Source organism: Mycobacterium florentinum (genome assembly GCF_010730355.1).
GTDB classification, from domain to species: domain Bacteria; phylum Actinomycetota; class Actinomycetes; order Mycobacteriales; family Mycobacteriaceae; genus Mycobacterium; species Mycobacterium florentinum.
This window is the reverse complement of record NZ_AP022576.1, coordinates 410,598-433,785: the sequence shown is the minus strand read 5'-3', so window position 1 is coordinate 433,785 and position 23,188 is coordinate 410,598. Positions and strand designations below refer to the sequence as shown.

The window sequence follows — 23,188 nt, the reverse complement described above, 5'->3', positions numbered from 1 at the left end:
CCGCACTACCTGCCCAGCGGCACCGAACTGCCGGTCGCCTGGGGTGTCGTGGAGGCGATGAAGTTCTCCAGGATGTCCGCGACGGCCATCGGCGCCTCCACATGGGGGAAGTGCCCGACGCCCTCGAGCACCTCCAGGCGGCTGCCCTCGAGCGCGTCGTGGGCGGCGTAGGCGTGCGCGACGGGAATGATCCGATCCTGATCGCCCCAGATCAGCAGCGAGGGCAGGCCGGCCGCGACGTGGAGCTTGTTGAGCGCGCTGACGGCCTGGCCGCGGTAGTCCACGACTGAACGCAATGTCCGCAGGAAAGCCTGGCGGGTCCGCGCATCCGACAGCGAGCAGTACGCCTGCCACATCTCACCGGCTCGCGGTGCCCGAACCCCTGCCGAGGTCAACCACGACCCCACCTTGTTGCCGAGGTTGAGCACCGGTTGCGGCGCGACCACGGGCAACACCAATTCGGCGCCGGGCGCCGCCAGCATCCGCAGCACCGGACTGAGTTCCGGGCCGAGCCCGCCGCTGCCGATCAGGGCCAGCCGCTCGCAGTAGTCCCGGTGCTGATGCGTGAACTGCATCGCGATGCCGCCGCCGAGCGATTGGCCGACCACCGTCGCGCGCGCAACCCCGAGTTCGTCGAGCAGATCGCGCAGGGAGACCGCGAATGCCCCCAGCGAGTAGTCGCCGCGCGGTTTCGCCGACTCCCCATGACCCAGCAGGTCCGGCGCGATAACGCGGTATTTCTTGGCCAGCTGCGGGATGATCGCTCGCCAGGTGGCCGAGCTGCCCGCCATGCCGTGGATCAGCAACAGCGCGTGGCCACGTCCGGCGTCCCGGTATGCGATCCGGTCGCCGTGCAATTCGAGGTACGTCAGTTCGCTCATGGTCAATCCGTTTACCCATGTCTTGGCAGTTGGATGCGTTGGCGCTCACCCAAGAATACGTAACTTACGCCTTCGTAGGTTACTCACGGGTAATAGTGTGGTGGGCCTCACGCGTCGGCCGCGCCCGCCCCGAAATGAACGACACCCCGCGAGCTGGGCGCCCGCGGGGTGTCGGCCAGTACTGACGATCAGGTGGTTATCACTTCAGGTCGTACCGATCGTTGTTCATGACCTTGACCCACGCCGCGACGAAGTCCTCCACGAACTTGCCGGCGTTGTCGTCCTGCGCGTAAACCTCGGCCAGGGCGCGCAGCACCGAGTTCGACCCGAACACGAGGTCGTTCGCGGTCGCGGTCCACTTGATAGCCCCCGACGACCGGTCGCGGCCCTCGTAGACGTTCTCCGCGGTCTCGGACGGCTTCCACTCCGTGCCCATGTCGAGCAGGTTGACGAAGAAGTCGTTGGTCAACGCGCCCGGCTTGTCGGTGAACACGCCGTGCTTGTTGCCGCCATGGTTGGCGCCGAGAGCACGCAGACCACCGACGAGCACCGTCAGCTCCGGTCCGGTCACACCCAGCAGATACGCCCGCTCCAGCAGCAGCTGCTCCACCGGGGCCTTCTCGCCGGGCCGGACGTAGTTGCGGAACCCGTCGGCACGCGGTTCGAGCACCGCGAACGACTCCACGTCGGTGTTCTCTTGCGTGGCGTCGGTGCGACCGGGTGCGAAGTGCACCGAGATGTCGTACCCGGCGTCCTTGGCCGCCTTCTCGACCGCCGCGGAACCGGCCAGCACGATCACGTCGGCCAGCGAGATCTTCTTGCCACCCGAAGCCGAGGCGTTGAAGTCCTGCTGGATCTTCTCCAGCACCGGCAACACCTTGTCCAGCTCGGAGGGCTCGTTGACCTCCCAATTTCGTTGCGGCTCAAGGCGAATCCGCGCGCCGTTCGCCCCTCCGCGCTTGTCGGTGTTGCGGTAGCTGCCCGCCGCCGCCCAGGCGGTCTTGACCAGCTGGGGAACCGTCAGGCCGGACTCGAGCACCTTGCTCTTCAGGGACGCGACGTCCTTGTCGTTGACCAGCTTGTGGTCGACGGCCGGAACCGGGTCCTGCCAGAGCTGCGGCTCGGGAACCCACGGACCGAGGTAACGCGAGATCGGTCCCATGTCACGGTGCAGCAGCTTGTACCAGGCCTTGGCGAACGCGTCGGCCAGCTCATCGGGGTTTTTCAGCCAGCGCTGGGTGATCTCCCGGTAGATCGGGTCCTCCCGCAACGAGATGTCCGTGACCAGCATTGTCGGAGCACGGCCCGGTCCGCCGAACGGATCGGGGATGGTGCCCGCGCCGGCGCCGTCCTTCGCCGTGAACTGCCAGGCATCACCCGGGCTCTTGACCAGCTCCCATTCGTAGCCGTACAGCGTCTCCAGGAAGGTGTTGTCCCACTTCGTGGGGGTAGGCGTCCAGACCACCTCCAGGCCGCTGGTGATGGCGTCGGCACCCGAGCCGCTGCCGTAGGAGCTCTTCCAGCCCAGCCCCTGCTGCTCGATCGGGGCCGCCTCCGGCTCGGGGCCGACCAGGTCGCCACTGGCGGCGCCGTGCGTCTTGCCGAAGCTGTGGCCGCCGACGATCAGCGCGGCGGTCTCCTCGTCGTTCATCGCCATCCGGCCGAACGTCTCGCGGATGTCGATCGCCGCGGCGACGGGATCCGGCTTACCTTCGGGGCCTTCGGGATTCACGTAGATCAGACCCATGGTGGTGGCGCCATACGGTTGCGCGAGATCGCGCGTGCCGGAGTAGCGCTTGTTGGTGCCCAACCATTCGTCCTCTTCACCGAAGAGGATCTCTTCGGGCTCCCAGACGTCTTCGCGACCAAAGGCGAAGCCAAAGGTCTTGAACCCCATCGACTCCAGCGCAACGTTGCCGGCCAGCAGCAGCAGGTCCGCCCAGGAGATCTTGTTGCCGTACTTCTTCTTGACCGGCCACAACAGCCGGCGCGCCTTGTCCAGGCTGGCGTTGTCCGGCCAGCTGTTGAGGGGGGCGAAGCGTTGTAAACCCTGACCGCCACCGCCACGGCCGTCATAGATGCGGTAGGTGCCCGCGGCGTGCCAGCTCATCCGGATGAAGAAGCCGCCGTAGTGCCCGTAGTCGGCTGGCCACCAGTCCTGTGAGGTGGTCAGCACCGAGACCAGGTCGGCCTTGACAGCCTCGACATCGAGCTTGGCGAACTCCTCGGCGTAATCGAAGTCGTCGCCGAGCGGATTGGCCTGCGGCGAATGCGGGTGCAGCCGCGAGACGTCGATCTGGTTGGGCCACCAGTCCTGGTTGGTGAGGGGAGCACCCGATTTCGGCTCTGGCGACGCGATTGCCGGGTTCTCACTCTCGCTCTTGTGGGACGTATCTGATGACACAGCATTCCTTTCCAGTGGTGGGTGATTGGGCTGTGATCACGGGCTGTGATCAGGAATCTGCTGTCGAGCAGTCGGGGCACAGGCCCCAATAGATGACTTCGGCCTCATCGAGGACGAAGCCATCGAGACCGTTGTCGTCGTCCGACGGGGTAAGGCAGGGGGCATCGCCGACCGCGCAGTCGACGTCGGCGATCACACCGCAGGACCGGCATACGACGTGATGGTGGTTGTCGCCGACCCGGGACTCGTAGCGCGCGACCAGCCCCGATGGCTGGATGCGCCGGACCAGGCCTACCGCCGTGAGGGCGTTGAGCACGTCGTACACGGCTTGGCGGGAGACTTCGGGGAGACCGACCCGCACCGAGGAGAAGATCGTCTCGGTGTCGGCATGTGGATGGGCGTGCACCGCCTCCAGGACGGCAATCCTGGGCCGGGTCACACGCAGATCGGCCAAACGCAACCGCTGCGCGTAGTCCGACGTTGACGACACAACGCCAATACTTCGCACTTATCTGGAATCAGTCAAGACTTTCTGGCCGCAACAGCCCGTAAATATTTGGCGCGGCTCAACTTCCTTTGCGGTAGACGAGCCAGCGCAACTCGATCGGGGAATCCTCACGAGCGACGTCGAAAACGTCTTGACCGCTGGCCCATCCGTCGAACCAGGCCGTGGGCGGCCAGGCGCCCTCGGGCAGATGGGCTTTCTCGTACTCGTAGGCCGACTCGTCGGAGACGAGTTCAAGCGACAATCCGGCGGCCGCGGCGCTGACCTCGTCGCGGGTGAAGATCGTGGTGTGGCATTGCTGCCCGAGTTGTCGGGCGGCGTCGTCGGGGATGTAGCCCCCGCGCGGCAAGAAAGAGTTGAACACCAAATGTCCGCCGGGGGCCAAACACTGCGCGGCGAGTTCGAACATGCCGCGCAGCTCCTGCGGGCTCCGGAAGTCCGGCACCACCTCGGCGAACACGACCAGCTGATAATCGCCTCGAACACCTTCCATGGCCACAAAGACGTCGCTCTGGATGACGTGGATATCGACCGAATTCCGTTTGGCTTCAGCACGAATGATGTCGGCGAACTTCCCGGCCAGCTCGACCGCGTCGACCGGGTGACCACGCCGCGCCAGGGCCAGCGCATTTCGCCCCGTGCCGGCGCCGACGTCGAGCACCCGACAAGTGCTGGGATCGGGGGCTTCGTTGGCGAGCGCCCAGACCCGGGCATCGGGTTCGGTGCCGAACAGCGGCCCCTCGCGGGTGTCGACCCAGTTGTCGTAATCGGCCCCGATCGTCGCCCACTGAGGTTTGACGCGGTAATTCAGCATTGTGCCGAACGGCTTGCTGAACTGTAGGACGATGTTCGAACGCGACGAAGCCTTAAAGGCTTTCGCCAATTCGCCTTGCAGCACGGTTTTTAGCTGAGCCGTCTCTTCTTCGGTGTACTGGATGCCCAGCCCGGCAAAGATGGTCGTACACATCGTGAGGTACTCGTCGAGCATGCCCGGAACGGCCGGCAGATGGAGGGTGCCCTCGGCCATCGATCGTCGATGCAACCGCCGGGCCATCGCTTCGCGCAGCGTCGACGGATCGAAAGATCTGGGGTCCCGATCCTCCATCAGACCCTTGTACACGAACCGGCCACCGACCGCACGATGGGGCGGGATGGACGCCGGGCCAGTCTTACCGGGCCGGCGGGGGACGGTCGCGCATTCACTCCACGCGCAACGGCGACACCCGCCGAGCGCATCGCCGACTTCGCGGTCCATTTCCATGACAGCGCAGGTCCTTTCACTCCGCTCGAGTGTGCTGACGAGTCTGCGGGACTGATTCGCGGCTTCCTGGGCCAACCGCAGGGCTGAACTATTTCGAGTACGGGACTCACCTGGTGGAAGATGTTTAGATGCGAGTCGAGAGTTTGCGCCGTTATCCGGTGAAGTCGATGCTCGGGGAAGCCGTCGAGAGCTTGTTCGTCGACGAACGTGGCGCCGACGGAGACCGGCGGCTCGCGCTCCTCGACGCCACGACCGGGCATGTGGCCAGCGCCAAACAGGCGCGGCTATGGCGCGGCCTGTTGAAGTGCACGGCCAATGGAGATACCGGCCGGGTCAGCATCGGGCTGCCTGACGGGACAACGGTCGCTGCCGATGATCCTGGCGTCAACGAGCTGCTCTCGCGGCTGTTGGGGCGCGCGGTCCGATTGGTCAGCCAGCGTCCGGATGGCGCGACGGTAGAGCGGCCGGATCCAGAGCAGCTGCTCGAGCGGGGGTTGGACGCCGACGTCGCCGGCCGCATCCTGGAAATCGGCCTGGGCACGCCAGGCGATTCGTTTACCGATGATGCTCCACTGCACGCGATCACCACCGCCACCTCGGAGCACATCGGCGTCGAGACCCTGCGCTACCGGCCGAATCTCGTGATCGCCACGCCCACCGGCTGCCCCCCGTACGTCGAAAACGATTGGGTTGAACGGGAATTCGGTATCGGCGAGGTACGGCTGCGCGGCCTGGAACTCACGCCACGCTGCGTGGTGCCGACCCTCGAGCACGGGCCGCTACCGAAATCTCCGCGGGCGCTGCGCATACCCGCCGCTGAAAATCGTTTGCAGGCAGGCACTTGTGGGGTGGCGGCGTGTGCGGGCATCTACTTCAAGGCAACGACGCCAGGGGTCATCCGGGTCGGCGACGAGGTCATCCTCGACCCTTAGCCGGACAGGCGATTACTCGCCGAAGCCACTGGGCGCGTGCACCACTGTCGCCGGTCCGGCCGGGCCCGCGTCGAGTCGGCTCGCGGCGAAGAACGCTCCCTTGTCGATCATCGTGCCGTCGTCGGCGTAGGTGTTATGGGCGGCGAAGTTCATGCCGTCCGAGCAAACCGGGTCCTCGTTCGCACAGACCTTGATCGTCTTGGCCTGGTAGGTCGGTCCGATCACCACCGGCGGTTCGCCGAGGAAGTTCATCGCCCGCACGTTGGGCATCCCGAAGAGCACCACCGCGGCAACGTGGTCGGCGATGTCGGGCGCCAGCGGCTTGGGCACTGTCGCGGGATCGACACCGGCGGGCACCGCATCCGACGTCACGAAACCCATGACGGCCGCGCCCTGCGAGAAGCCGCCGAGCACCATCTTGGTCTTGGGGCAGCTGCCCGCCATCGACACGACATGAGCACCCGCATCCCGAATGCCGTCGAGCCCGGTGTCCCAGTCATTGCTGGCGGGGTAATTGACCGCGTAAACGTCGACCGATTTCCCGCCCTCGCGCCCGCGCAGGTTGTCGACGAAGGCCTGCCCGGTCGGGCCGACCCCGTCCGGCTCGCCGGTACCGCGGGCGAACACCACCTGAACGTCGGGGCATGGTTCGGCCGACGACCAGGGGACGGGAGAGAAGAGGACAGAGGCGCCGAAGCTCAAAATTACTGCGGCCACCGGGCCCACGAAACGGATGACGTAACCGGCGATCATGCCCAAATAAATGCCCATCCCCGCCGGTCACCAAACGCGGGATATTCAATTCGTGTTCCTGCCGAACGCGCCAAGCGCTACCCGCACGGGTGCGTGCGCGCGATGAGAAGCGCACGGCCACAGTCGATTTCACGCCACGGCAACACCCGTAGCCGGCGGCTAGCGGAACAGGCCGAACCTATCGCACGTCGGCCCGCAGCCGGTTCAACGCCATTTGATGCCGCAGCCTATTGACGGCCGCTGGTCGGGGTCGACCGGCCGCCCCGCCAGCACCGCGTCGACCGCCGCGCGGATGTCGGCGCCCGTCACCGGCAGTTCGTTTTTGGGACGGGAGTCGTCGAGCTGGCCTCGGTACACGAGTCGGCGTTCGCCGTCGAACACAAACGTGTCCGGAGTGCACGCCGCGGAGAAGGAGCGGGCGACGTCTTGTGTCTCGTCGTACAGGTACGGAAACGTCCAGCCGTGGCGGCGGGCCTCGGCGACCATCTCGTCGGGGCCATCCTGTGGGTAGGTGACCACGTCATTGCTGGAGATCCCCACCATCGCGACACCTTGCTTGGCGAGGTCTCTGCCCAGCGCCGCCAGCCCGGCCGCGACGTGCTGGACGTACGGGCAGTGGTTGCAGATGAATGTGACGACCAGCGCCGGACCGGTGAGCTCGTCGAGGCTGACCTGGGCGCCGGTTGCCGGGTCGGGCAATGTGAACGGCGGCGCGGGCGTGCCGAGGGCGAGCATTGTTGACTCGATAGCCATGCCCGCCAGACTAGTCGGCGGCGACCCGGCCACCACCGCCGATCATGCGTGCGGAAGGCTGCATCGGGTGTGGCCAGAGTTAGCCGCGTTGCAATCCGGTGTACCAGCCCGAAACATGGGGTGGGTGATATCGCACGCCGTCGCGATCTTCTCGGGATTACTCGCCGCGTTCTGGGCAGCCGTCGGCATCGTCGTTCGACAACGAGTCGCCCAAAGCGTTCCAGCCGCTGGGGACCTGTCCGGATCGACGGTGACGAGTGTGGCTCGCCGACCGTTGTGGTGGGCCGGGATTCTCGCCGCCGTCGCCGGCTTCGTGTTTCAGGCCCTGGCGCTGGCCAACGGATCCCTGCTGCTCGTGCAGCCGCTGCTGGTTTCGTCGCTGCTGTTCGCCCTGCCGTTGAGCGCGCGGCTTTGCCATCAGCGCATCACCGGAGCCGAATGGGCTTGGGCAATCGTGTTGACCGCCGCGCTGGCCGCGTTCGTGCTCGTCGGTCAGCCCCGCGAGGGCCATCACCGGTCACCGATACCGTCCTGGACGATGGCGCTGGCGCTCACCGCGCCGCTGGTCATCGTGTGCCTCGTCGCGGCCCGGCGTACCCACGGCCGCACCCGCGCCATGCTGCTCGCGGTCGCGGTGGCGGTTCTACTTGGCATGGTGGCGGTCTTGACCAAGATCTGCACGCACCGCTACGCCGTGGGCGGATGGCATGGTCTTCTGACCGTCCCGGCCCCGTACCTGCTCGTCGTGCTGGCGGTGGCGGTAACCATGGTGCAAAGCTCCGCCTTTCACGCCGGCGCGTTACAGGCCTCGGTACCGCTGATGCTGGTGGGTGAACCCGTCGTCGCGGTTTTGCTCGGGGTCGTCGTGCTCGGCGAACACCTTGCGGTGCGAGGCTCGGCGGCACTGGGCCTGCTCGTCGCCGTCGTCGCGATGGTGGCATCCACCATCGCGCTGGCACGCGACACCGCACCCGGCGCAGGCCATCCGGTCACGAAAGATGTTGACACACCACGTCCCAGCGAAGAAGACGGTGTGATCCTCAAGTAATCATCGCGGCTGCTTGAGGGCGGCCTCTTCCAGGAAATCGACTGCGCGCGCAAGGCTTTCGGCGGGTTTGCTCATCAGCTCGGCGACCTCGCGGGCCCGGGCCGCGCACTCAGGAGTGAGGATGCCCTGCAGGTCCGCGGTCACCGAGTCCAGGGTGCTTTCCATAAAGGCCCGTCCGGAGCCAACTTTCAGCTCGGTGACCCCATCCGCCCAGACCGGCTGATCAAGCCAGAACCACAGCACCAGCGTCGGAACTCCGGCCCGCAGGCCCGCGGCCGTAGCGCCGGCACCGCCATGGTGAACGACAGCGCGGCAGGCCGGAAAGACGGCCGCATGGTTCACCTCGGCCACGATTTTCACGTGCTCGGCGTCCGGGGCGCCGGCGACGTCATTGGGGCCGGTGCATATCAACGCCCGCTCGCCCAGCCGCGCGCAGGCGGCGCCGATCACCGCGATCGTCTCCACTGGGGATGCAAGCGGTGTGCTGCCGAAACCGAAGTAGATCGGCGGCGTTCCGGCAGCGATCCAGGACAACACCTCGTCGTCGGCGTCGCTCGGCCGCCCCAGCGTCAGCGCGCCGACGAAGAGCGGCGCAGCATCCGATTCCAGCCATTCGGCCGCCGGTCCCGGCAAGCAGATCTCGTCATAGGCCTGGATCTCCACCATGCGCGGGGCGGAGTCCCCGGCGACCTCCGGTAAGCCGAGCGCGCGGCGCTGCGCGTCGTCGGTGTCCTTGGTGATTTGCGGACCGAATGCGCCGGACGCCAAAATCCGCGCCGGGAAGTAGTGCAGCGTGCCGAGCGGAATATCGTGATACTCAGCAACATTGGCGGCCAGGCCGCGCTCGTTGAAGGCGGCGACCAGCAGGTCGGCTCCGTCCGCCACCGATCTCAGCGTCGCAGTCTTTTCGGACTTGACCTCGTTGACATGCTCGGCGATCTCGGCCCACATGGTGACCGGGTTCGAGATCTTGCCGACGAACGCCGCGGCGAAGTCCATCTGTTCCCGCGAGTCCCGGCCGTACGCGACCGCGGGCAACCCCGCGGATTCGACGAAGGCCACCATGTTGGGCGCGACGGCCATCTGCACGTGGTGGCCGCGTCGCATCAGCTCCCGGCCAGCGGCGGCCAAGGGCTCGACGTCGCCGCGACTTCCATAGCCGACCAGCACGCATTTCATCGGCGGAACCTCACTCGCAGTGCTGCTTGTCCCGTGCACCAGGTCCATTGGTTGCGATCCGCCGTGCGACGCTGTGCGGCGACACCGTTAGCGGAGCCGGTTGGCCGCGAAGGTTGCGGCCTGGTCGGTCATCCCCAACTGAATATACGAAACGTGCGCCATGATGTTCCCGCCCGCGGAGCAGATCGGATCGTCTTGCGCGCACAGGCTGATCGTCTTCCCGCTGTAAATCGGGTTGATCGTCGGCAGCGGCTGGCCGCCCCACAGCGCGCTGGAGAATTGACTGGTCGGTTCGCCGAAGAGCGCGACCGCGGCAACATGGTCAGCCACCGGAGCCGGCATCGCCTGAGTGGCCAGGTCGATCACCGTCGAGCCCTGTGAGTACCCGCCGAGCACGAGCTTCGTCTTGGGGCAGTTGGCGACGGTGCCCTGGATGTGACCGCTCGCGTCGTCAGCGCCGGCCGGTGCGCTGGCGTGGTAATCGTCGTTGGCCGGGTAGTTGACCGCGTAGACCCCGACGGACTTCCCGCCGACCTGCGAGGTCAGCGAGTCGACGAAGGCTTGACCGATGTTGCCGAGGCCGGGCTCCTGATGGGTGCCGCGAGCGAACACCACCTCGACGTCGGAGCAGGGATCGGCGGACGCGATCGGGGAGATCGGCGCGCTAACCAGCCCCCACATCATCACTGCCGCGACGCCAACGATACGAACCAGCCTGAGTGCACTCATTCTCAAATGCTGACATACCGACCGAGACGGCCGTACCGGCGGCTCGCTTTACCCGGATGCGGGGTGGCTAAGGCGGCATCTATCAGAATGAGGTACTTGCCGGCGGGAAGGAACAGCATGTTCGCTCAGTTTGAGCTAGGTAATCCGGCGACGCCGTAAAGATCCGTCCTGCGATTCCGAAAGGGAAGGAAACGTGACCGACTCAACGAGCGGGTCCCAGGCCGCCGCGGTATCCGCAGACCGGTCGGGTCCGGTGCGGATAGGCGTGCAGCTGTGGGCCGGCGGGACACCGGACTACCGCACGTGGCGGCAGGCGGTGCTGCGCGCCGAGGAGCTCGGCGCCGACGCGATCTTCGGCTACGACCACTTTCACAAACCCTTCGTCGACATCGTCGACGGCGCTCCGGTGCTCCAGGATGAACAGCCGGAGGTCAACAACTTCGAAGCCTGGACCGCGCTGGCGTCGTGGGGCGAGATCACCAGCCGAGCCGAGATCGGGCTGCTGGTCAGTGGCATGCCCTATCGCAACCCCGACCTGGTTGCGGATATGGCGCGCACCGTCGATCACATCAGCGGCGGGCGATTGATACTGGGCCTGGGGGCCGGCTGGTATCCGCAAGACTTCATCGCCTACGGCTACGAATACGGCACGGTGCGATCGAGGATGGACCAGTTCGACGCGGGGTTGGAGCGCATCGAATATCGGCTCAACCATTTGACTCCCAGCCCGCTGCGTCAGATCCCGATCCTGATCGGAGGAGGCGGTGAGCGGCGCACCATTCCCGCCGCGGCGCGCCACGCCCACATCTGGCACAGCTTCGAACCGATCGACGAATTCCGCCGCAAAAACGAACTCCTCAAGCAACTTGCGACCGACGCCGGGCGCGACGAGGCCGGCATCGAACGCGCGATGGCGTGGACCGACGCCAAGACCGCCGACGCCTTCCTCGGTGAGGGCGTCACGCTGTTCACCACCGAAATCCACCCTGATGAACGCGGATATGACTTCTCGGAGCTGGAGAAGATGCTCGCCTGGCGCAAGCAATAGCGGTCGCTGAAAACAGAGTTCGCTACCGATCGGAGATGAACTTCTGATTTTGGAGAAGTTGATCCGACGGCAGCGGCTGCGCAGACAGCGCGACAGTGGAAGTATCACGGGCGTGGCCGATAAGAAACCGCAGACGATCTCTTACCCGGCGCCGGAATCGCGTCCGCGCCGCCACGACTACGACCCGCTCGATCCCCACGTCATCGTGCTGTTCGGTGCGACGGGGGACCTGGCGAAGCGCAAGCTGATCTCCGGCCTGGCTTATCTGGATCAGTCCGAGCTGGCACCCGATATCCAGGTCGTTGCGACGTCGCTGGAAGAGTTGAGCGACGACGAGTTCCGGGACATCGCGAAGAACGCGATCGATTCATATGGGACCCACAAGCTCACGCCCGAACAGTGGGCCGACTTCTCGAAGATCGTGCGCTACGTCCCGCAGCGCGCCGGACCCGCGGCGCTGGCCGCCGCGGTCGCCGAAGCCGAAAGCAACCTGGGGCCGAAAGTGCGTCGCCTGCACTACTTGTCAGTCCCGCCGAAAGCGGCCCGTGACGTCATCACCATGCTGAGCGACGCGAATCTCGTCGAGCGCTCCCGAGTGGTGATGGAAAAACCGTTCGGCACCGACTTGAAAAGCGCAGTGGCCCTCAACGACTTCCTGCACGAGACGTTCGACGAATCGCAGATTTTCCGCATCGACCATTTCCTGGGCAAGGAAGCGGCCCAAAACATCCTGGCGTTCCGCTTCGCCAACGGCCTCTTCGAGCCGATCTGGAACCGCAACTTCATCGACCACATTCAGATCGACATTCCCGAAACCCTGGGGCTGGATCAGCGGGCGAACTTCTACGAAAGCACCGGCGCCTACAAGGACATGGTGGTGACCCACCTGTTCCAGGTGATGGCGTTCGTGGTGATGGAGCCGCCGACCGCCCTCGAGCCCTATGCCATCAGCGAAGAGAAGAACAAGGTGTTCCGCTCGATGCTCCCGGTGAAATGCTCCGATGTGGTGCGCGGCCAATACAACGGGTACCGCGGGGAGCCCGGAGTGGCAGACGATTCCGACACCGAGACCTTCATCGCGCTCAAGGTCGGCATCGACAACTGGCGCTGGGCCGGGGTGCCGATCTACCTACGCACCGGCAAGAAGATGGCGGAAGGCATCCGCATCATCTCCATCGCCTTCAAAGAAGCTCCGCGCAGCATGTTCCCGCCGGGGTCAGGAGTGGGAACCCAGGGACCCGACCACCTGACATTCGACCTCGCCGACAACTCGAAGGTGTCGCTGTCCTTCTACGGCAAGCGGCCCGGCCCCGGGATGAAGCTCGACAAGTTGTCGATGCAGTTCTCGTCGCAGGAGATCGACACCGCGGACCAGACGCTGGAGGCCTACGAGCGGCTCTTTCTCGATGCGATGCGCGGCGACCACACGCTGTTCACCACCGCCGAGGGCATCGAATCACTATGGGAGCGTTCGCAAGCGCTGCTCGACGACCCGCCGCCGGCCAAGGTGTACCCGCCCGGGACGTGGGGCCCCAACGCTATTCACCAATTGATCGCGCCCAACGCGTGGCGGTTGCCGTTCGAGCGGGGCTGGCGCGAAAACAGAGCCTAGTCACGCGGGCCTGCATCAAGACACCATCCAGGACAGCACCGATGCCTGCAGTCCCGACAGGATGCAAATGAAGACCAGGAACACCACGCTCCACAACAGAACCCTGCGGAAAATGTCGCCTTCTTTTCCGTGTACGTCGACCGCCGCGGCCGCGATCGCGAGGTTCTGCGGCGAGATCATCTTGCCCAGCACACCACCGGAGCTGTTGCCCGCGACCATCAGCAGCGGAGAGAGCCCCGCCTTGGCGGCCGCGGTCACCTGGAGGGCACCGAATAGGGAGTTCGACGAGGTATCGGACCCGGTAACCGCGACACCGAGCCAACCGAGAATGGGGGAGAGCAGCGCGAAAGCGCCCCCCGCCCCGGCCATCCAGGTGCCCAAAGTGATGGTCTGGCCGGAGGCGTTCATCACGAAAGCCAGTGCCAGAACTGCCATTACGGTGATGATTGCCCAGCGGAGCTGATACAGCGTCGCCCCGTAGGCCTTGATCGCGCCGGCCACCGACAGGCGCAGCACCACCATGGAAACGATGCCCGCCACGAGCATCTGGGTGCCCGGCGTGGTCAGCAGATTGAAGGTGAAGCTCGGAAGCGCCGATGGGCCGCCCTTGGCGGTGATCAAGTGCAGTCCCGGCCAGTGCACGATGAAGGTCGCGTGTTCGAGATACCGCTTCACCGCCGCGATCTGACAGATCACGAAGATGGCAATGATGATCGCGTAGGGCGCGTAGGCGCGGGCCACCTCGGCGCGTGATTCCGGCCGCCCGAGGTTGGCTTCGAATTCGGGGGATAGCGTGTCGGCCGCACCGCCCGCGACCACCGCCGCGCGCCGTACCGTTTGCGGACGCGTGACGCGCAGCAGCAACACCACGGCACCGGCGGATAGCAACGAGGCCACCACGTCGGCCAGCGGCACGGACACGAAGTTCGAGGTGGCGTACTGACCGATGCCGAACACCACGCCGGCGGTCACGGCCGCGGGCCAGGTCTCCCGAATTCCGCGGCGACCGTCGGCGATAGCCACCAGGGCCAGTGGGACGAAGACGGCCATGATGGGGGTTTGACGCCCGACCATCGCGCCGAGCGCGTCACTGGACAGTCCGGAAACCTTGCCGAGCGTGATGATCGGTGTGGCCATCGCCCCGAAGGCGACCGGCGCGGTGTTGGCGACCAGCGCGAGCACGGCGGCCTTGAGCGGCTTGAAGCCCAGGGCGAGCAGCATCACCGAGGTGACCGCCACCGGCGCGCCGAATCCGGCCAACGCTTCGAGCAGTGCGCCGAAGGAAAACGCGATAATGATCGCCTGGATGCGGTGATCGTCGCTGACGCTTGCGAAACTGCGCCGCAGCACGTCGAAATGTCCTGTCTGCACGGTCATCTGGTAAACCCAGATCGCGTTGATCACGATCCAGAGGATCGGGAAGAACCCGAAGACGGCGCCCTGGCCACCGGCCAACAGCGCCTGGCCGATTGGCATGCGGTACACGGCAACCGCGATCGCGACCGCCACGGCCAGCGAGAGCAGTGAAGCCATCCACGCTCGCAAACGCAAAACGCCAAGCATCACGAAGAGCATCGCCAATGGCACGGCCGCGACGAGTGAACTCAAACCCAGAGAGTGAGCGAGTGGATCAAGGATCTGCCGATACATATAGGCACCTTATGGATCACAAACGACGCTATGCCTCGGATCAATCACATGACAACCACGAATGTCTACACCAGATTTGGAAGAGGATTAAATCAACCAGTTTATTTAGGCGTAGAGTCTCCACCAGCTTACGCACTGGCAGCCCGCTGGCTGCATTCGACGAGACCGGCGACTAGCAAAGGAAGAGACCATGCCACACAGCGTTGCCGCAAAGAACGACACCGAGCAGCTGGTGCTCGACTTCGTCCATGCCTTCTACGGGCAGACCATCGACATCGACGCGGCGATCGCCCTGGTGGCCGAGGACTTCGTGTGGCAGCTCCATGTGCCGCTCTCGCCCGTGATCTCCGGACGCGACGCCGCACGCGCCGAGCTGGAGAAGCACAACAGCCTCTCGACGGGAATGATCGAGGGGAGCGAAATCCGCACCATTGTGTCGACCGGTGACACCGTCGTCGTCGAACGAATCGACGTGAATGCGTTGGGCGGTGGCCAGCCCGTCACGTTCCACGTCATTGCGGTCTTCGAGGTCCGCGACGGTGCAATCACCCACTGGCGTGAGTATTGGGACACCAGCCACGTCGCAAAGCAGATCGGCATCGAAGCGGCCCACATGTTCGACGCGCTCGCCTAGTCGGCGGACGAATCGCGGGAACGCTTGTCGGCATACATGTGCTCGTCCGCGAGTCGCATGAGATCTTGCTCCCCGGAAGCGATCCCAGCGCTGAAGCCCACCGGTTCGCCGAATTCGGCCCAGCGATGCCGAAGCCGATCCAGGACCTGCTCGGCCTCGGTGCGGTCGGCGTCGACAAGCATCAGCAGGAATTCGTCGCCGCCGATACGGAAGGCGACATCCTCGTTGCGGACCGACCATCGGATCGCGTCGGCGAAGGCGATCAAAAGATCGTCGCCGGCCTCGTGGCCGTGACCGTCGTTGTAGCGCTTGAAGTTATCGAGGTCGATAAGCACCACGGCCGAAGTGTTGGCGTGCGCTGTCAACTGCGGTCCGAGCGTGCTGCGATCGAACAGTTGGGTCAGCGCGTCGGTGTGCGCGATCTTGCGCAGCAGCGCGCTTTGCTCCTCGAGTTGCGAGATGAGCCACGCCGGGACCTCCGCGACGATCACCCACATGGCCGCGGCCAACACGACGGTGGTCAACGCACCCGGCAGGACCTTGCTGCCACCGACGACGAACGCCACAACACCGAGCGGGACGAAAGCGAGCGAGCGCCAGCGCGAGCAGGTGAGGCCGATATAGCCGAACGTGACGGTGATTATGCCGGGAAGGTTCCGGGTCGCAGCCGGCGCAACCGCGCCAACCAGAACCGTCGCGAGCAACGACGCCACCGGCCACCCGAACAACAGGGCGCGCCGCTCTTGCCAACCTCGCCACCGGCCGACGAACGCGACGATCCCCGCAACGACGACGCCGCCGCCGAGAACCCAAAGAAACCCATGGCTGAATCCCGCATCGTAGAAGTACCCCGCCCCCGCATAGAGGACGAGCATCGAAAGAAACGCCGTCAGGCCGATGCCATGCCAAACCCTCGTTGTCGGTCGGGGTTCGGCACGCCATGGCACGTGCTCAGAATAAGGGCACGTTGGATTCCTTTCCCACGATCAGTTGCCCGGGAAAGCGTTGACGCCCATCACGAGCGCGGCGGTACCGCCGTAGAGGTATCCGACTTCGACCGCCTCGGTGATTTCAGCCTCCGATGCGCCCGCGGCGCGAGCGTTGTCGGCGAGCGACCTGACACCATCGGGATGCGCGGCGATCGTGTCGGTGACCATCCCCATCAGGAACTTGTACTTGGCTGGAATGGCACCGTCTTTGAGGATCCGCTCCCGCATCCCTTGATACGAGGCGCCAAATTGAGGGTCGTGCTGTTGCACCGCCGCAAGCCACGGCGGATTGCCCGACGGCGCTTGCGGCACCGGCACGGGACCGGCAGAGCCGCTCGGAGGCACCAGAGCCGGAGCGACATCGCCACACCCGTCGGCAGTACTGCGCGGCGCGATGGATGGGCTCCCACTGATGATCAGCGCGGCGGCTGATACGGCCGCGCACGTCTTGAATCTATTCCTCATGGCGGCACGGTACACCCGCGCTAACGGGTCGACAAGCGAACGTTATTGTGGCACTTAGTATTCCAGATCTATGCGGCGGCGAGCACGAACGAGGTACCGACGGCGTTGGGCACGAAAGCGTCCGGCAGCGATGCGGCGAAGCGGTGCTGGGCGCGCCATCCAGTGCAGTGCGCCGGGACCACGAGACCGGGGGACAACTCGACGAGCACGTCGACGGTGGGTTCGATGATCGGCTCGAAGCCGGGACCGGTCAGGTGAAAGCCGCCGAGCAGGCCGTGCAACCGATCGACACCGGTGAGCCGCATCGCGTGGCGCGCGATGTTGATCGCCCCGCCGTGGCCACACCCGGTCAATACGACAAGCCCGAGCCCGCGCACGTGGACTACCAGCGCCTGGTCGTCGAGGATCTGCGGATCCGGCTTTTTCGGTGTCTTCTTCGTGCCCGACATCGGCGCCGCGGTACGGGCGTTGTGGGACAACGTGCGCTGGGGAGGCACGCTGGCGATCACCACCTGGGGACCACGGTTTCTCGAGCCCGCCAATACCGCCTTCTGGGCATCGATTCGCGAGGTTCGGCCCGATCTCTACAAGGGCTTCAATCCATGGGATCGCATCTGCGATCCGGTGTCACTGCGTGAAGTGTTGCGGGAGGGCGGGGTTGGTCAGGCCGAAGTCATCGCCGAATCCGGGGCGCATGCGATCACATCGCCCGAGGCATGGTGGGCGGCGATACTCGGCTCGGGGTACCGCGGCACCATCGAGCAGCTCTCGCCGCAGGATCGCGACCGGGTGCACACCGCGAATCTCGATTACATTCGTCACTCCGGCATCACCAGCGCAGAGACCAACGTCGTCTATGCGTTTGCCGCCAAGGCCGAGGCATAGATCAGGCTAAATCGGCTGGGCGACTGCATGTTCGGGGCGCGGTCAGACCCTCGATTGGTCGTCTTCGCCCGCCGCCCTCGCAGGGATACCTGGACAATCGTCGCTGGAATTTCAGGGATCGCAGCACTCGTTCTCAGCCTGATTGCATACCTGTTTCCACGGTAGCATCGTCCGCTATCGCAGCGAATACGCTCGGCGGCAATGCAATTGGCCGATGTACCGGCGTGCCCTGCGGTTCAGCCGGCGGCGCTGAGGATTTTGATCGCGAAGATCAGCGAGTCGCCCGGCCGGATCCCCGCGCTGGGCTGGCCCTCGGGGTACCCATCCGCGGGGACCATCGCGACGGCGACCGTAGACCCGACCTTCTGTCCGGCGATGGCCTTCTGGAAGCCCGGCACCACTCCAGTGAGCGGGAAGTCGACCGGGGCGCCCCGATCGTAGCTGCTGTCGAACACGGACCCGTCACGTCCGTTGACACCCATGTAGCAGACGGAAACCTTGGCAGTGGGTGAGACCACCGGTCCGTCTCCGGCGTGCAGCGTATGCACCTGGGTCTGGTTCACGCTGAACGGTGCCGTCACCGTCACGCGCGGGGCGGTCGTATCGGTGGATCCGATGACGGCGACGCTGCCGGTGGTCCCGGAAAGCGTCCAATCAGGCGTTCCACCGGCCGGCGCTGCTGCGGTTGGGCACGAGCCGGCCGCGGTTGCCGTACCCGTTCCAGCGAGCATCAGAACGGTTGCCGCGGCACAGGCCGCGATCACGATCGAGGAGTACACCCGGAGAGAGTTCACGGGCGTCACGCTACAGCCACCCGCTTTTCCTGGGTCGCGGACCCGTGTTCGCGTGGTTTGCCCGCACCCGAGGTCTCAGTTGGCTATGACTGGCCTGCGGGTATTCCTCGGGGGCGGTCACGCATCGCAACCAACCTGGTTGAGGAAGTGGGGTCGCGCGCGCTGAAGGATGCCGGCACGGCACACGGGGCGGGTTCACCGGCCAAGGCGAGGACTTCATTGAAGCCCTCCAGCAGGCATTGGGCGAACAACCTTTCCCGCTGGACGGCGGCCCGGTCGTAGCGAGCGGTGATGGTGCACATCCCGCCCCTGGACACCAGGGCAAATTCCACCGCCGTGCCGTTCATCGGACCAAACCCATACTGCCGCAATACCTTTGCGCCGCAAAGGTAGGTGTCCTGCGAGTAGAGTGGGATGTTGGTCGCCAGCACGTCCGATGCCGCGGCCGACCGGAGCATCAGCTGTACCAACACCGGCGTGGGCAGCATGCTCAGTGCGGGCGCAACGGCGCCGATCAGGCCCTTGGCGGGCTCCTCGCGGCGCCGCGTCATCTGCGCGCGGATCTGGTGAATGCGCTCCGCCGGGTCGGGCGCGCCGACCGGTGCCGCCAGGCCGACGGCGGCGAACTTATTGCCGCCGGTTGGGTCGTCTTCGGTGCGCAAGTTCACCGGCACGACCATGGGCAGTGTGCTGATCGCAGTGCCAAAGGCGCAGTGGTAGCGCCGCAACACGGCGCATAGACCGGCGAGGTAGACCTCGTTGATCGACCCGTCGCAGGCTTTGGCCGCCTGGTCCAGGTCGTGGAGTTCCATGTCGAGCGCTTCGGTCCGGGTCGCCACGCCGCGGCTGCGCAGCAACGGCGAAGGCCCGGCCGCGGGCTGCAGGATGCGCGCACTCGAGCGGGCGTAGCCAACGACCCCCGTCACGGTCGCCGCTGGGTCACGGGCCGCACGGCCGATCGTGGACAGCGCACCCCGGACCCCGGACGCGAACACACCGGGCAGGCGAGCGACGCCTTCTCGCATCAATTCCTTGGCGGACAAATCCTGTGGGACCGGTTGCGGGGGAGTCGGTTCCGCGGGCGGATTTCGTTCCAGGTCGTAGATGGGCGCGAACATCTTCACGCTGCCGACACCGTCGACCACCGCATGGCTGAGGTGTAGCAGCGCTGCGGCCCTGCCGTCGGTCAGACCTTCGACGAGGGTGGCAGTCCACAACGGCCGGGCAATGTCGAACGGCGACTGCAGCATCACCTCGGCCATGTCGAACAGCTCGCGCAAGGTGCCGGGTCCCGGCACGCGCACCCGTCGGACATGAAACTCGATATTGAACTCGGGATCTATCACCCAGCGTGGCGCGGCCGTGGGTAAGACCGGCACGACCACCTTCTGCCGCGGCCGCAGCACCCGCCGAGAGACATCCTCGGCGCGAGCCCGGAACCGATCCCAATCCGGCTGGTTATCAAGGATTTCCACCGAGATGAACCCCGAGCGTAAACGCGGGTTTGCCTCACCCCGAAGCATCAGGTGATCAACCGCGGATAATTCCGAGCGCAGCCGGCCCGCGTCGTGCGGATTTAGGCGGACTGGATTTGTCGCCACGGTTGCGCCTCTTCAAGTTCGTAGGCCAGCTCCAGCAGCCGCGCCTCCTGCCCGATGTCGGCTGCCAGCATCATTCCCACCGGCATGCCTGCTCCCGATTCGGCCAGGGGCAGCGAGATCGACGGCTCCCCGGTGATGTTGTACTGCGGGAGGAACACGACCCAATCGGTGAGTCGATCGATGACCCGTTGACAGTCAGCGGTGGGGTCAAAGTACCCAACGCGTGGAGTTTCCCGATTGAGCGTGGGGGTCAACACCGCGTCGTAGTCATTGAAGAAGCCGGCGCTGCGACGTCGCAGTCGTTTCAGCCGATCGATCACCCGCGGCATGCGGTGCAGGTTGCGGCCACCCAACTGAGCCAGACCACGGGTGAAGTTGTCCAGCTTGTCACTATCGACGGCGGGACCACCGACATAGCGGCTAACCCGCACCTGCGCCATCACGAAATACGCACAATAAGAACAGAACAGCAGGTAATCGTCGGCGAAGGATGCCGGCACCAAGGGCTGATCAACCTGTTCGACGCGATGCCCGAGTTCTTCGAGGACGGCGGCGGTCTTCAGCGCCAACTCCGAAATCCCACTGCTACATGTGCCTACGCCGGGCTGCGTGCACACGGCGATCCGGAGCCGGGCACGTCCGGGCGCGCTGACGTCACCGATGGCCGGCAACTTCCGATTGTGGTGAAGCCGCTCGGCCTCGCGATAAAACGCCGCGGTGTCGCGCACGGAGCGGGTCAGCACCCCGTTTTCGATGGGACCGATCGGCAACCGGCGCATCTGCTTATCCATTGGCAGCCGGCCCCGCGACGGCTTGAGTCCAACCAAACCGTTGCAGGAGGCCGGAATTCGGATCGATCCACCGGCGTCGTTGCCCTGCGCGATCGGCACGACGCCGGCCGCGACGAACGCCCCCGAGCCCGACGATGATCCGCCGGCGGTGTGTTCCGGATTCCATGGAGTGCGTACCGCGCCGAGCCGCGGGTGCTCGGTTGCCGCGTTGAACCCGAATTCCGACATGCGCGTCAAGCCGAGCGGCACCATTCCCATCGCCAGGTACGCGCGAGCGAATTCACCGTCCGCCGAGGCGGGTTGAGGCTCCCAGGCGTCGCTGCCCGCCATTGTCGGCATACCGGCTACGGCTTCACAGTCCTTGAGGAAGCTGGGCACCCCGCCGAAGAAGCGTTCAGCATGACTTTCCCCGGCTCTGGCCCGCGCGCGGTCGAAGGTCTCGAAGGCCAGCCCGTTGAGGATGGGATTAACCGCTTCGGTGCGCGTAATCGCGGCCTCGACAACTTCGGGTACCGACACTTGACGCGCTTGCAATGCGGCAACGATTCCGACGGCGTCGAGCTCGCCGAGGGCATCGTCGCGAAAGGCATGTACGGCATTCACCTGACGACTTCCAATCGGTGCAGAAATGCGGACCATCTTCAATTTGGAAACGACGGCGCGGCGGCGATGATGCGCCCACTCGGTGAATCGAGACTGTGAGATAGGCTTCGGCACAAGGAATTCCAGCTAGACGAGCGTTTCGCCGGCAGGCTATCGACGTTGTCAAAACACGCTGAGCTGCCTGGCGCCCGGGCGGTGGTCACCCGTGATTGGGATGGGGAGCGCAGCTCCGTCCGTCAACACATTGTCGTTGAGGAGCTGCCTTGCCTGCCGTTCGCTATTCTCCTTGTTTGTGCAGCTTTGCCCCCACGGGCGCCCTTGCTAACGCAAAAAGAACGGAAGGGAATGAAATGCCCTCAGCACGCTGGCTCGCTGGACTCGCCATCCCCATGATCGCTGGCGCCGCGCTGGTTGGTAGCGCCGCCACAGCAACCGCCACCACCGCCCAAGACGAGGCATACCTCGCGCAACTGCGCGCCGTCGGCCTCAGCTGGCCACCACAGACAGAGGAGGCGCTCATCGGCGAGGCGCACCTCATCTGCTACGACCTCGTGTGGGGTTGGACGCCACAACAGATTGCCGACGAGGTCCACGCCCACTTGGACAAGAGGAGCGTGACGTTGCCGGACGTCGGAACGATGGTCAACGCCGCCCACTCGATCTATTGCCCCGGCAACGTATGCGATGCGCCCTCGCTTTGCACCTGACCCGGGAATCAGGCCGTAACTGATCCCGGACCGCTCAGACGATCGGCCGCCACGCGCCGAGGACAGCGGACCGGTACCAACCCTGCCGATTGCGAATCTGAACCCCAATGACGTTCTGGGCATTGACGCGGCTATCGATGATGTGTTGGTCGTCGATGTAGATCACCACATGCGAGGCCTGGCTCTCACTTCCGTTGGGATGCAAATAAATCAGGTCCCCGGGCGCGAAGGGCCCTTCCTTGGGAATACGACCGCCCATCGGACCCGCCTGGCCGTCGTTTTGCTGGTGGACGTCGCCGTTGAACTTGATGCCCAACCCGTAGTTGTAGACCCACGCGGTGAAATTGGAACAATCCAGGCCCCGCCCGGAACTCCAGGCAACCGCCTCGTGCGGGGTGTCAGTGTCGGGATTCTCCTCGGGGGCATCGGCGTGAGTCGAGGCCGGCGGGTCCCAGCCGGGAATGTGATGGTGACGGTATTGCAGCCCCAGCGCGTTGTCCGGCGCGTAGATGTAGCGCATGGCCACCGCGAGGATCCGCTCCCGCTTCCACGTGTTGGCATCGCAACCCGCGCCCTGCGGGATGACCGGCGGCGGGAGGACGTCCGCTGCCGGACCCCACCCCTGATTCAGGTACTGGCCCCCGGCACTCGTGCGGTACCACTCCGACGGCGGAACTGAACTTTGCGGTAGCCCGTCACGGCTAGCGAAATCCGCCGTCAACGAGCCTCGCGCACACGAAAAAGGGTAGGCCGCACCGGTGTCGCCCCGCGAAACTCCGATTTGGCCACCGGTCACCAAACCAACCACGCAGCCGGCCAACAGAATCGGAACACGAAACGTCATTCGATGCTTCAACAGCCCCTCTGCTCAGTCGAATAGTCCGCGCTGACCAAGCAATACTAGGCCGACCAGCCGCACGAGCGAGGCAAAGATCTCCCAATCGAGCCCGTTCATTGCGAAGGA

23 protein-coding genes are annotated in these 23,188 nt (G+C 65.3%); 7 read left to right on the top strand and 16 right to left on the bottom strand.

Annotation, left to right across the window (positions count from 1 at the left end; translation table 11 throughout):
• Positions 1-5: 5 nt before the first annotated feature.
• The 4 genes from G6N55_RS02110 to G6N55_RS02095 all read right to left on the bottom strand — a co-directional run bounded on the left by G6N55_RS02110 (position 6) and on the right by G6N55_RS02095 (position 4,895).
• A complete protein-coding gene (locus tag G6N55_RS02110) occupies positions 6-881 on the bottom strand; it encodes an alpha/beta fold hydrolase (RefSeq protein WP_085220247.1) in 876 nt (291 codons plus the stop codon).
• Positions 882-1,080: 199 nt separating this feature from the next.
• The gene (gene katG, locus G6N55_RS02105; RefSeq protein WP_085220248.1) at positions 1,081-3,300 is read right to left on the bottom strand and encodes a catalase/peroxidase HPI; all 2,220 of its coding nucleotides are present in this window, start codon (positions 3,298-3,300) and stop codon (positions 1,081-1,083) included.
• Between the two features lie 34 nt (positions 3,301-3,334).
• Positions 3,335-3,775: a Fur family transcriptional regulator gene (locus tag G6N55_RS02100; protein ID WP_085220249.1), complete on the bottom strand. Its 441-nt coding sequence runs from the start codon at positions 3,773-3,775 to the stop codon at positions 3,335-3,337.
• Between the two features lie 76 nt (positions 3,776-3,851).
• Entirely contained in the window at positions 3,852-4,895 is a 1,044-nt protein-coding gene (locus G6N55_RS02095; RefSeq protein ID WP_085220562.1) for a class I SAM-dependent methyltransferase, read from the bottom strand.
• A 284-nt stretch (positions 4,896-5,179) separates the two neighbouring features.
• Between G6N55_RS02095 and G6N55_RS02090 the strand changes: the two genes are divergently transcribed.
• The gene (locus G6N55_RS02090; RefSeq protein WP_085220250.1) at positions 5,180-5,983 is read left to right on the top strand and encodes an MOSC domain-containing protein; all 804 of its coding nucleotides are present in this window, start codon (positions 5,180-5,182) and stop codon (positions 5,981-5,983) included.
• A 12-nt stretch (positions 5,984-5,995) separates the two neighbouring features.
• Here G6N55_RS02090 and G6N55_RS02085 read toward each other — a convergent pair whose 3' ends face one another.
• Together G6N55_RS02085 and G6N55_RS02080 are read right to left on the bottom strand one after the other, a co-directional pair.
• Positions 5,996-6,754 (bottom strand): cutinase family protein, encoded by a 759-nt coding sequence (locus G6N55_RS02085; RefSeq protein ID WP_085220251.1) that lies wholly within the window; start codon positions 6,752-6,754, stop codon positions 5,996-5,998.
• 186 nt (positions 6,755-6,940) lie between these two features.
• Entirely contained in the window at positions 6,941-7,489 is a 549-nt protein-coding gene (locus G6N55_RS02080) for a thioredoxin family protein (RefSeq protein ID WP_085220252.1), read from the bottom strand.
• Between the two features lie 115 nt (positions 7,490-7,604).
• Here G6N55_RS02080 and G6N55_RS02075 point away from each other — a divergent pair, with 115 nt between their 5' ends.
• Complete coding sequence (locus tag G6N55_RS02075) at positions 7,605-8,537, top strand: DMT family transporter (protein ID WP_169718475.1); 933 nt, start codon at positions 7,605-7,607, stop codon at positions 8,535-8,537.
• Here G6N55_RS02075 and G6N55_RS02070 read toward each other — a convergent pair whose 3' ends face one another.
• Both G6N55_RS02070 and G6N55_RS02065 read right to left on the bottom strand, forming a co-directional pair.
• Positions 8,538-9,716 (bottom strand): glycosyltransferase, encoded by a 1,179-nt coding sequence (locus G6N55_RS02070; RefSeq protein ID WP_085220563.1) that lies wholly within the window; start codon positions 9,714-9,716, stop codon positions 8,538-8,540.
• Positions 9,717-9,803: 87 nt separating this feature from the next.
• Positions 9,804-10,445, bottom strand: coding sequence for a cutinase family protein (locus tag G6N55_RS02065; RefSeq protein WP_085220253.1), 642 nt, complete (start codon positions 10,443-10,445; stop codon positions 9,804-9,806).
• Between the two features lie 193 nt (positions 10,446-10,638).
• Here G6N55_RS02065 and G6N55_RS02060 point away from each other — a divergent pair, with 193 nt between their 5' ends.
• A complete protein-coding gene (locus G6N55_RS02060; RefSeq protein WP_232078903.1) occupies positions 10,639-11,493 on the top strand; it encodes an LLM class F420-dependent oxidoreductase in 855 nt (284 codons plus the stop codon).
• 112 nt (positions 11,494-11,605) lie between these two features.
• Positions 11,606-13,105 carry a glucose-6-phosphate dehydrogenase gene (gene zwf, locus G6N55_RS02055; protein WP_085220565.1) on the top strand — a complete coding sequence of 500 codons (1,500 nt, stop codon included), beginning with the start codon at positions 11,606-11,608 and terminating at the stop codon, positions 13,103-13,105.
• Positions 13,106-13,120: 15 nt separating this feature from the next.
• Here zwf and G6N55_RS02050 read toward each other — a convergent pair whose 3' ends face one another.
• The gene (locus tag G6N55_RS02050) at positions 13,121-14,755 is read right to left on the bottom strand and encodes an L-lactate permease (protein WP_085220254.1); all 1,635 of its coding nucleotides are present in this window, start codon (positions 14,753-14,755) and stop codon (positions 13,121-13,123) included.
• Between the two features lie 190 nt (positions 14,756-14,945).
• Between G6N55_RS02050 and G6N55_RS02045 the strand changes: the two genes are divergently transcribed.
• On the top strand, positions 14,946-15,389 hold the full coding sequence (locus tag G6N55_RS02045; protein ID WP_085220255.1) for a limonene-1,2-epoxide hydrolase family protein: 444 nt from the start codon (positions 14,946-14,948) through the stop codon (positions 15,387-15,389).
• On the opposite strand, the gene G6N55_RS02040 is transcribed toward G6N55_RS02045, so the two are convergent.
• The 3 genes from G6N55_RS02040 to G6N55_RS02030 all read right to left on the bottom strand — a co-directional run bounded on the left by G6N55_RS02040 (position 15,386) and on the right by G6N55_RS02030 (position 17,292).
• Positions 15,386-16,336 (bottom strand): GGDEF domain-containing protein, encoded by a 951-nt coding sequence (locus G6N55_RS02040; RefSeq protein WP_232078902.1) that lies wholly within the window; start codon positions 16,334-16,336, stop codon positions 15,386-15,388. The genes G6N55_RS02045 and G6N55_RS02040 overlap by 4 nt on opposite strands.
• Positions 16,337-16,375: 39 nt before the next feature.
• A complete protein-coding gene (locus tag G6N55_RS02035; protein ID WP_085220257.1) occupies positions 16,376-16,843 on the bottom strand; it encodes a carboxymuconolactone decarboxylase family protein in 468 nt (155 codons plus the stop codon).
• Positions 16,844-16,911: 68 nt separating this feature from the next.
• Positions 16,912-17,292 carry an MBL fold metallo-hydrolase gene (locus tag G6N55_RS02030; RefSeq protein ID WP_232078901.1) on the bottom strand — a complete coding sequence of 127 codons (381 nt, stop codon included), beginning with the start codon at positions 17,290-17,292 and terminating at the stop codon, positions 16,912-16,914.
• Here G6N55_RS02030 and G6N55_RS02025 point away from each other — a divergent pair.
• On the top strand, positions 17,282-17,728 hold the full coding sequence (locus G6N55_RS02025; protein ID WP_085220258.1) for a hypothetical protein: 447 nt from the start codon (positions 17,282-17,284) through the stop codon (positions 17,726-17,728). The two genes, G6N55_RS02030 and G6N55_RS02025, sit on opposite strands and share 11 nt — an antisense overlap.
• Before the next feature lie 236 nt (positions 17,729-17,964).
• On the opposite strand, the gene G6N55_RS02020 is transcribed toward G6N55_RS02025, so the two are convergent.
• The 3 genes from G6N55_RS02020 to G6N55_RS02010 form a co-directional block, all read right to left on the bottom strand.
• Entirely contained in the window at positions 17,965-18,531 is a 567-nt protein-coding gene (locus G6N55_RS02020) for an FKBP-type peptidyl-prolyl cis-trans isomerase (RefSeq protein WP_085220259.1), read from the bottom strand.
• A 74-nt stretch (positions 18,532-18,605) separates the two neighbouring features.
• The gene (locus tag G6N55_RS02015; RefSeq protein ID WP_085220260.1) at positions 18,606-20,123 is read right to left on the bottom strand and encodes a wax ester/triacylglycerol synthase family O-acyltransferase; all 1,518 of its coding nucleotides are present in this window, start codon (positions 20,121-20,123) and stop codon (positions 18,606-18,608) included.
• A complete protein-coding gene (locus tag G6N55_RS02010) occupies positions 20,099-21,517 on the bottom strand; it encodes an amidase (protein ID WP_139826668.1) in 1,419 nt (472 codons plus the stop codon). Before G6N55_RS02010 ends, G6N55_RS02015 begins: the two co-directional genes overlap by 25 nt.
• 350 nt (positions 21,518-21,867) lie before the next feature.
• Between G6N55_RS02010 and G6N55_RS02005 the strand changes: the two genes are divergently transcribed.
• Entirely contained in the window at positions 21,868-22,224 is a 357-nt protein-coding gene (locus G6N55_RS02005; RefSeq protein ID WP_139826669.1) for a DUF732 domain-containing protein, read from the top strand.
• A 34-nt stretch (positions 22,225-22,258) separates the two neighbouring features.
• On the opposite strand, the gene G6N55_RS02000 is transcribed toward G6N55_RS02005, so the two are convergent.
• Positions 22,259-23,068 carry an NlpC/P60 family protein gene (locus G6N55_RS02000; protein WP_085220262.1) on the bottom strand — a complete coding sequence of 270 codons (810 nt, stop codon included), beginning with the start codon at positions 23,066-23,068 and terminating at the stop codon, positions 22,259-22,261.
• Positions 23,069-23,188: the final 120 nt, after the last annotated feature.

Coding starts and splice junctions, on each gene's coding strand:
- G6N55_RS02070 (WP_085220563.1), bottom strand. CDS start 9,716: ATGAAATGCGTGCTGGTCGGCTATGGAAGTCGCGGCGACGTCGAGCCC.
- G6N55_RS02095 (WP_085220562.1), bottom strand. CDS start 4,895: ATGGAGGATCGGGACCCCAGATCTTTCGATCCGTCGACGCTGCGCGAA.
- G6N55_RS02090 (WP_085220250.1), top strand. CDS start 5,180: ATGCGAGTCGAGAGTTTGCGCCGTTATCCGGTGAAGTCGATGCTCGGG.
- G6N55_RS02080 (WP_085220252.1), bottom strand. CDS start 7,489: ATGGCTATCGAGTCAACAATGCTCGCCCTCGGCACGCCCGCGCCGCCG.
- G6N55_RS02110 (WP_085220247.1), bottom strand. CDS start 881: ATGAGCGAACTGACGTACCTCGAATTGCACGGCGACCGGATCGCATAC.
- G6N55_RS02035 (WP_085220257.1), bottom strand. CDS start 16,843: ATGAGGAATAGATTCAAGACGTGCGCGGCCGTATCAGCCGCCGCGCTG.
- G6N55_RS02045 (WP_085220255.1), top strand. CDS start 14,946: ATGCCACACAGCGTTGCCGCAAAGAACGACACCGAGCAGCTGGTGCTC.
- G6N55_RS02005 (WP_139826669.1), top strand. CDS start 21,868: ATGCCCTCAGCACGCTGGCTCGCTGGACTCGCCATCCCCATGATCGCT.
- G6N55_RS02075 (WP_169718475.1), top strand. CDS start 7,605: ATGGGGTGGGTGATATCGCACGCCGTCGCGATCTTCTCGGGATTACTC.
- G6N55_RS02030 (WP_232078901.1), bottom strand. CDS start 17,292: ATGTCGGGCACGAAGAAGACACCGAAAAAGCCGGATCCGCAGATCCTC.
- G6N55_RS02085 (WP_085220251.1), bottom strand. CDS start 6,754: ATGGGCATTTATTTGGGCATGATCGCCGGTTACGTCATCCGTTTCGTG.
- G6N55_RS02050 (WP_085220254.1), bottom strand. CDS start 14,755: ATGTATCGGCAGATCCTTGATCCACTCGCTCACTCTCTGGGTTTGAGT.
- G6N55_RS02000 (WP_085220262.1), bottom strand. CDS start 23,068: ATGACGTTTCGTGTTCCGATTCTGTTGGCCGGCTGCGTGGTTGGTTTG.
- G6N55_RS02065 (WP_085220253.1), bottom strand. CDS start 10,445: ATGAGTGCACTCAGGCTGGTTCGTATCGTTGGCGTCGCGGCAGTGATG.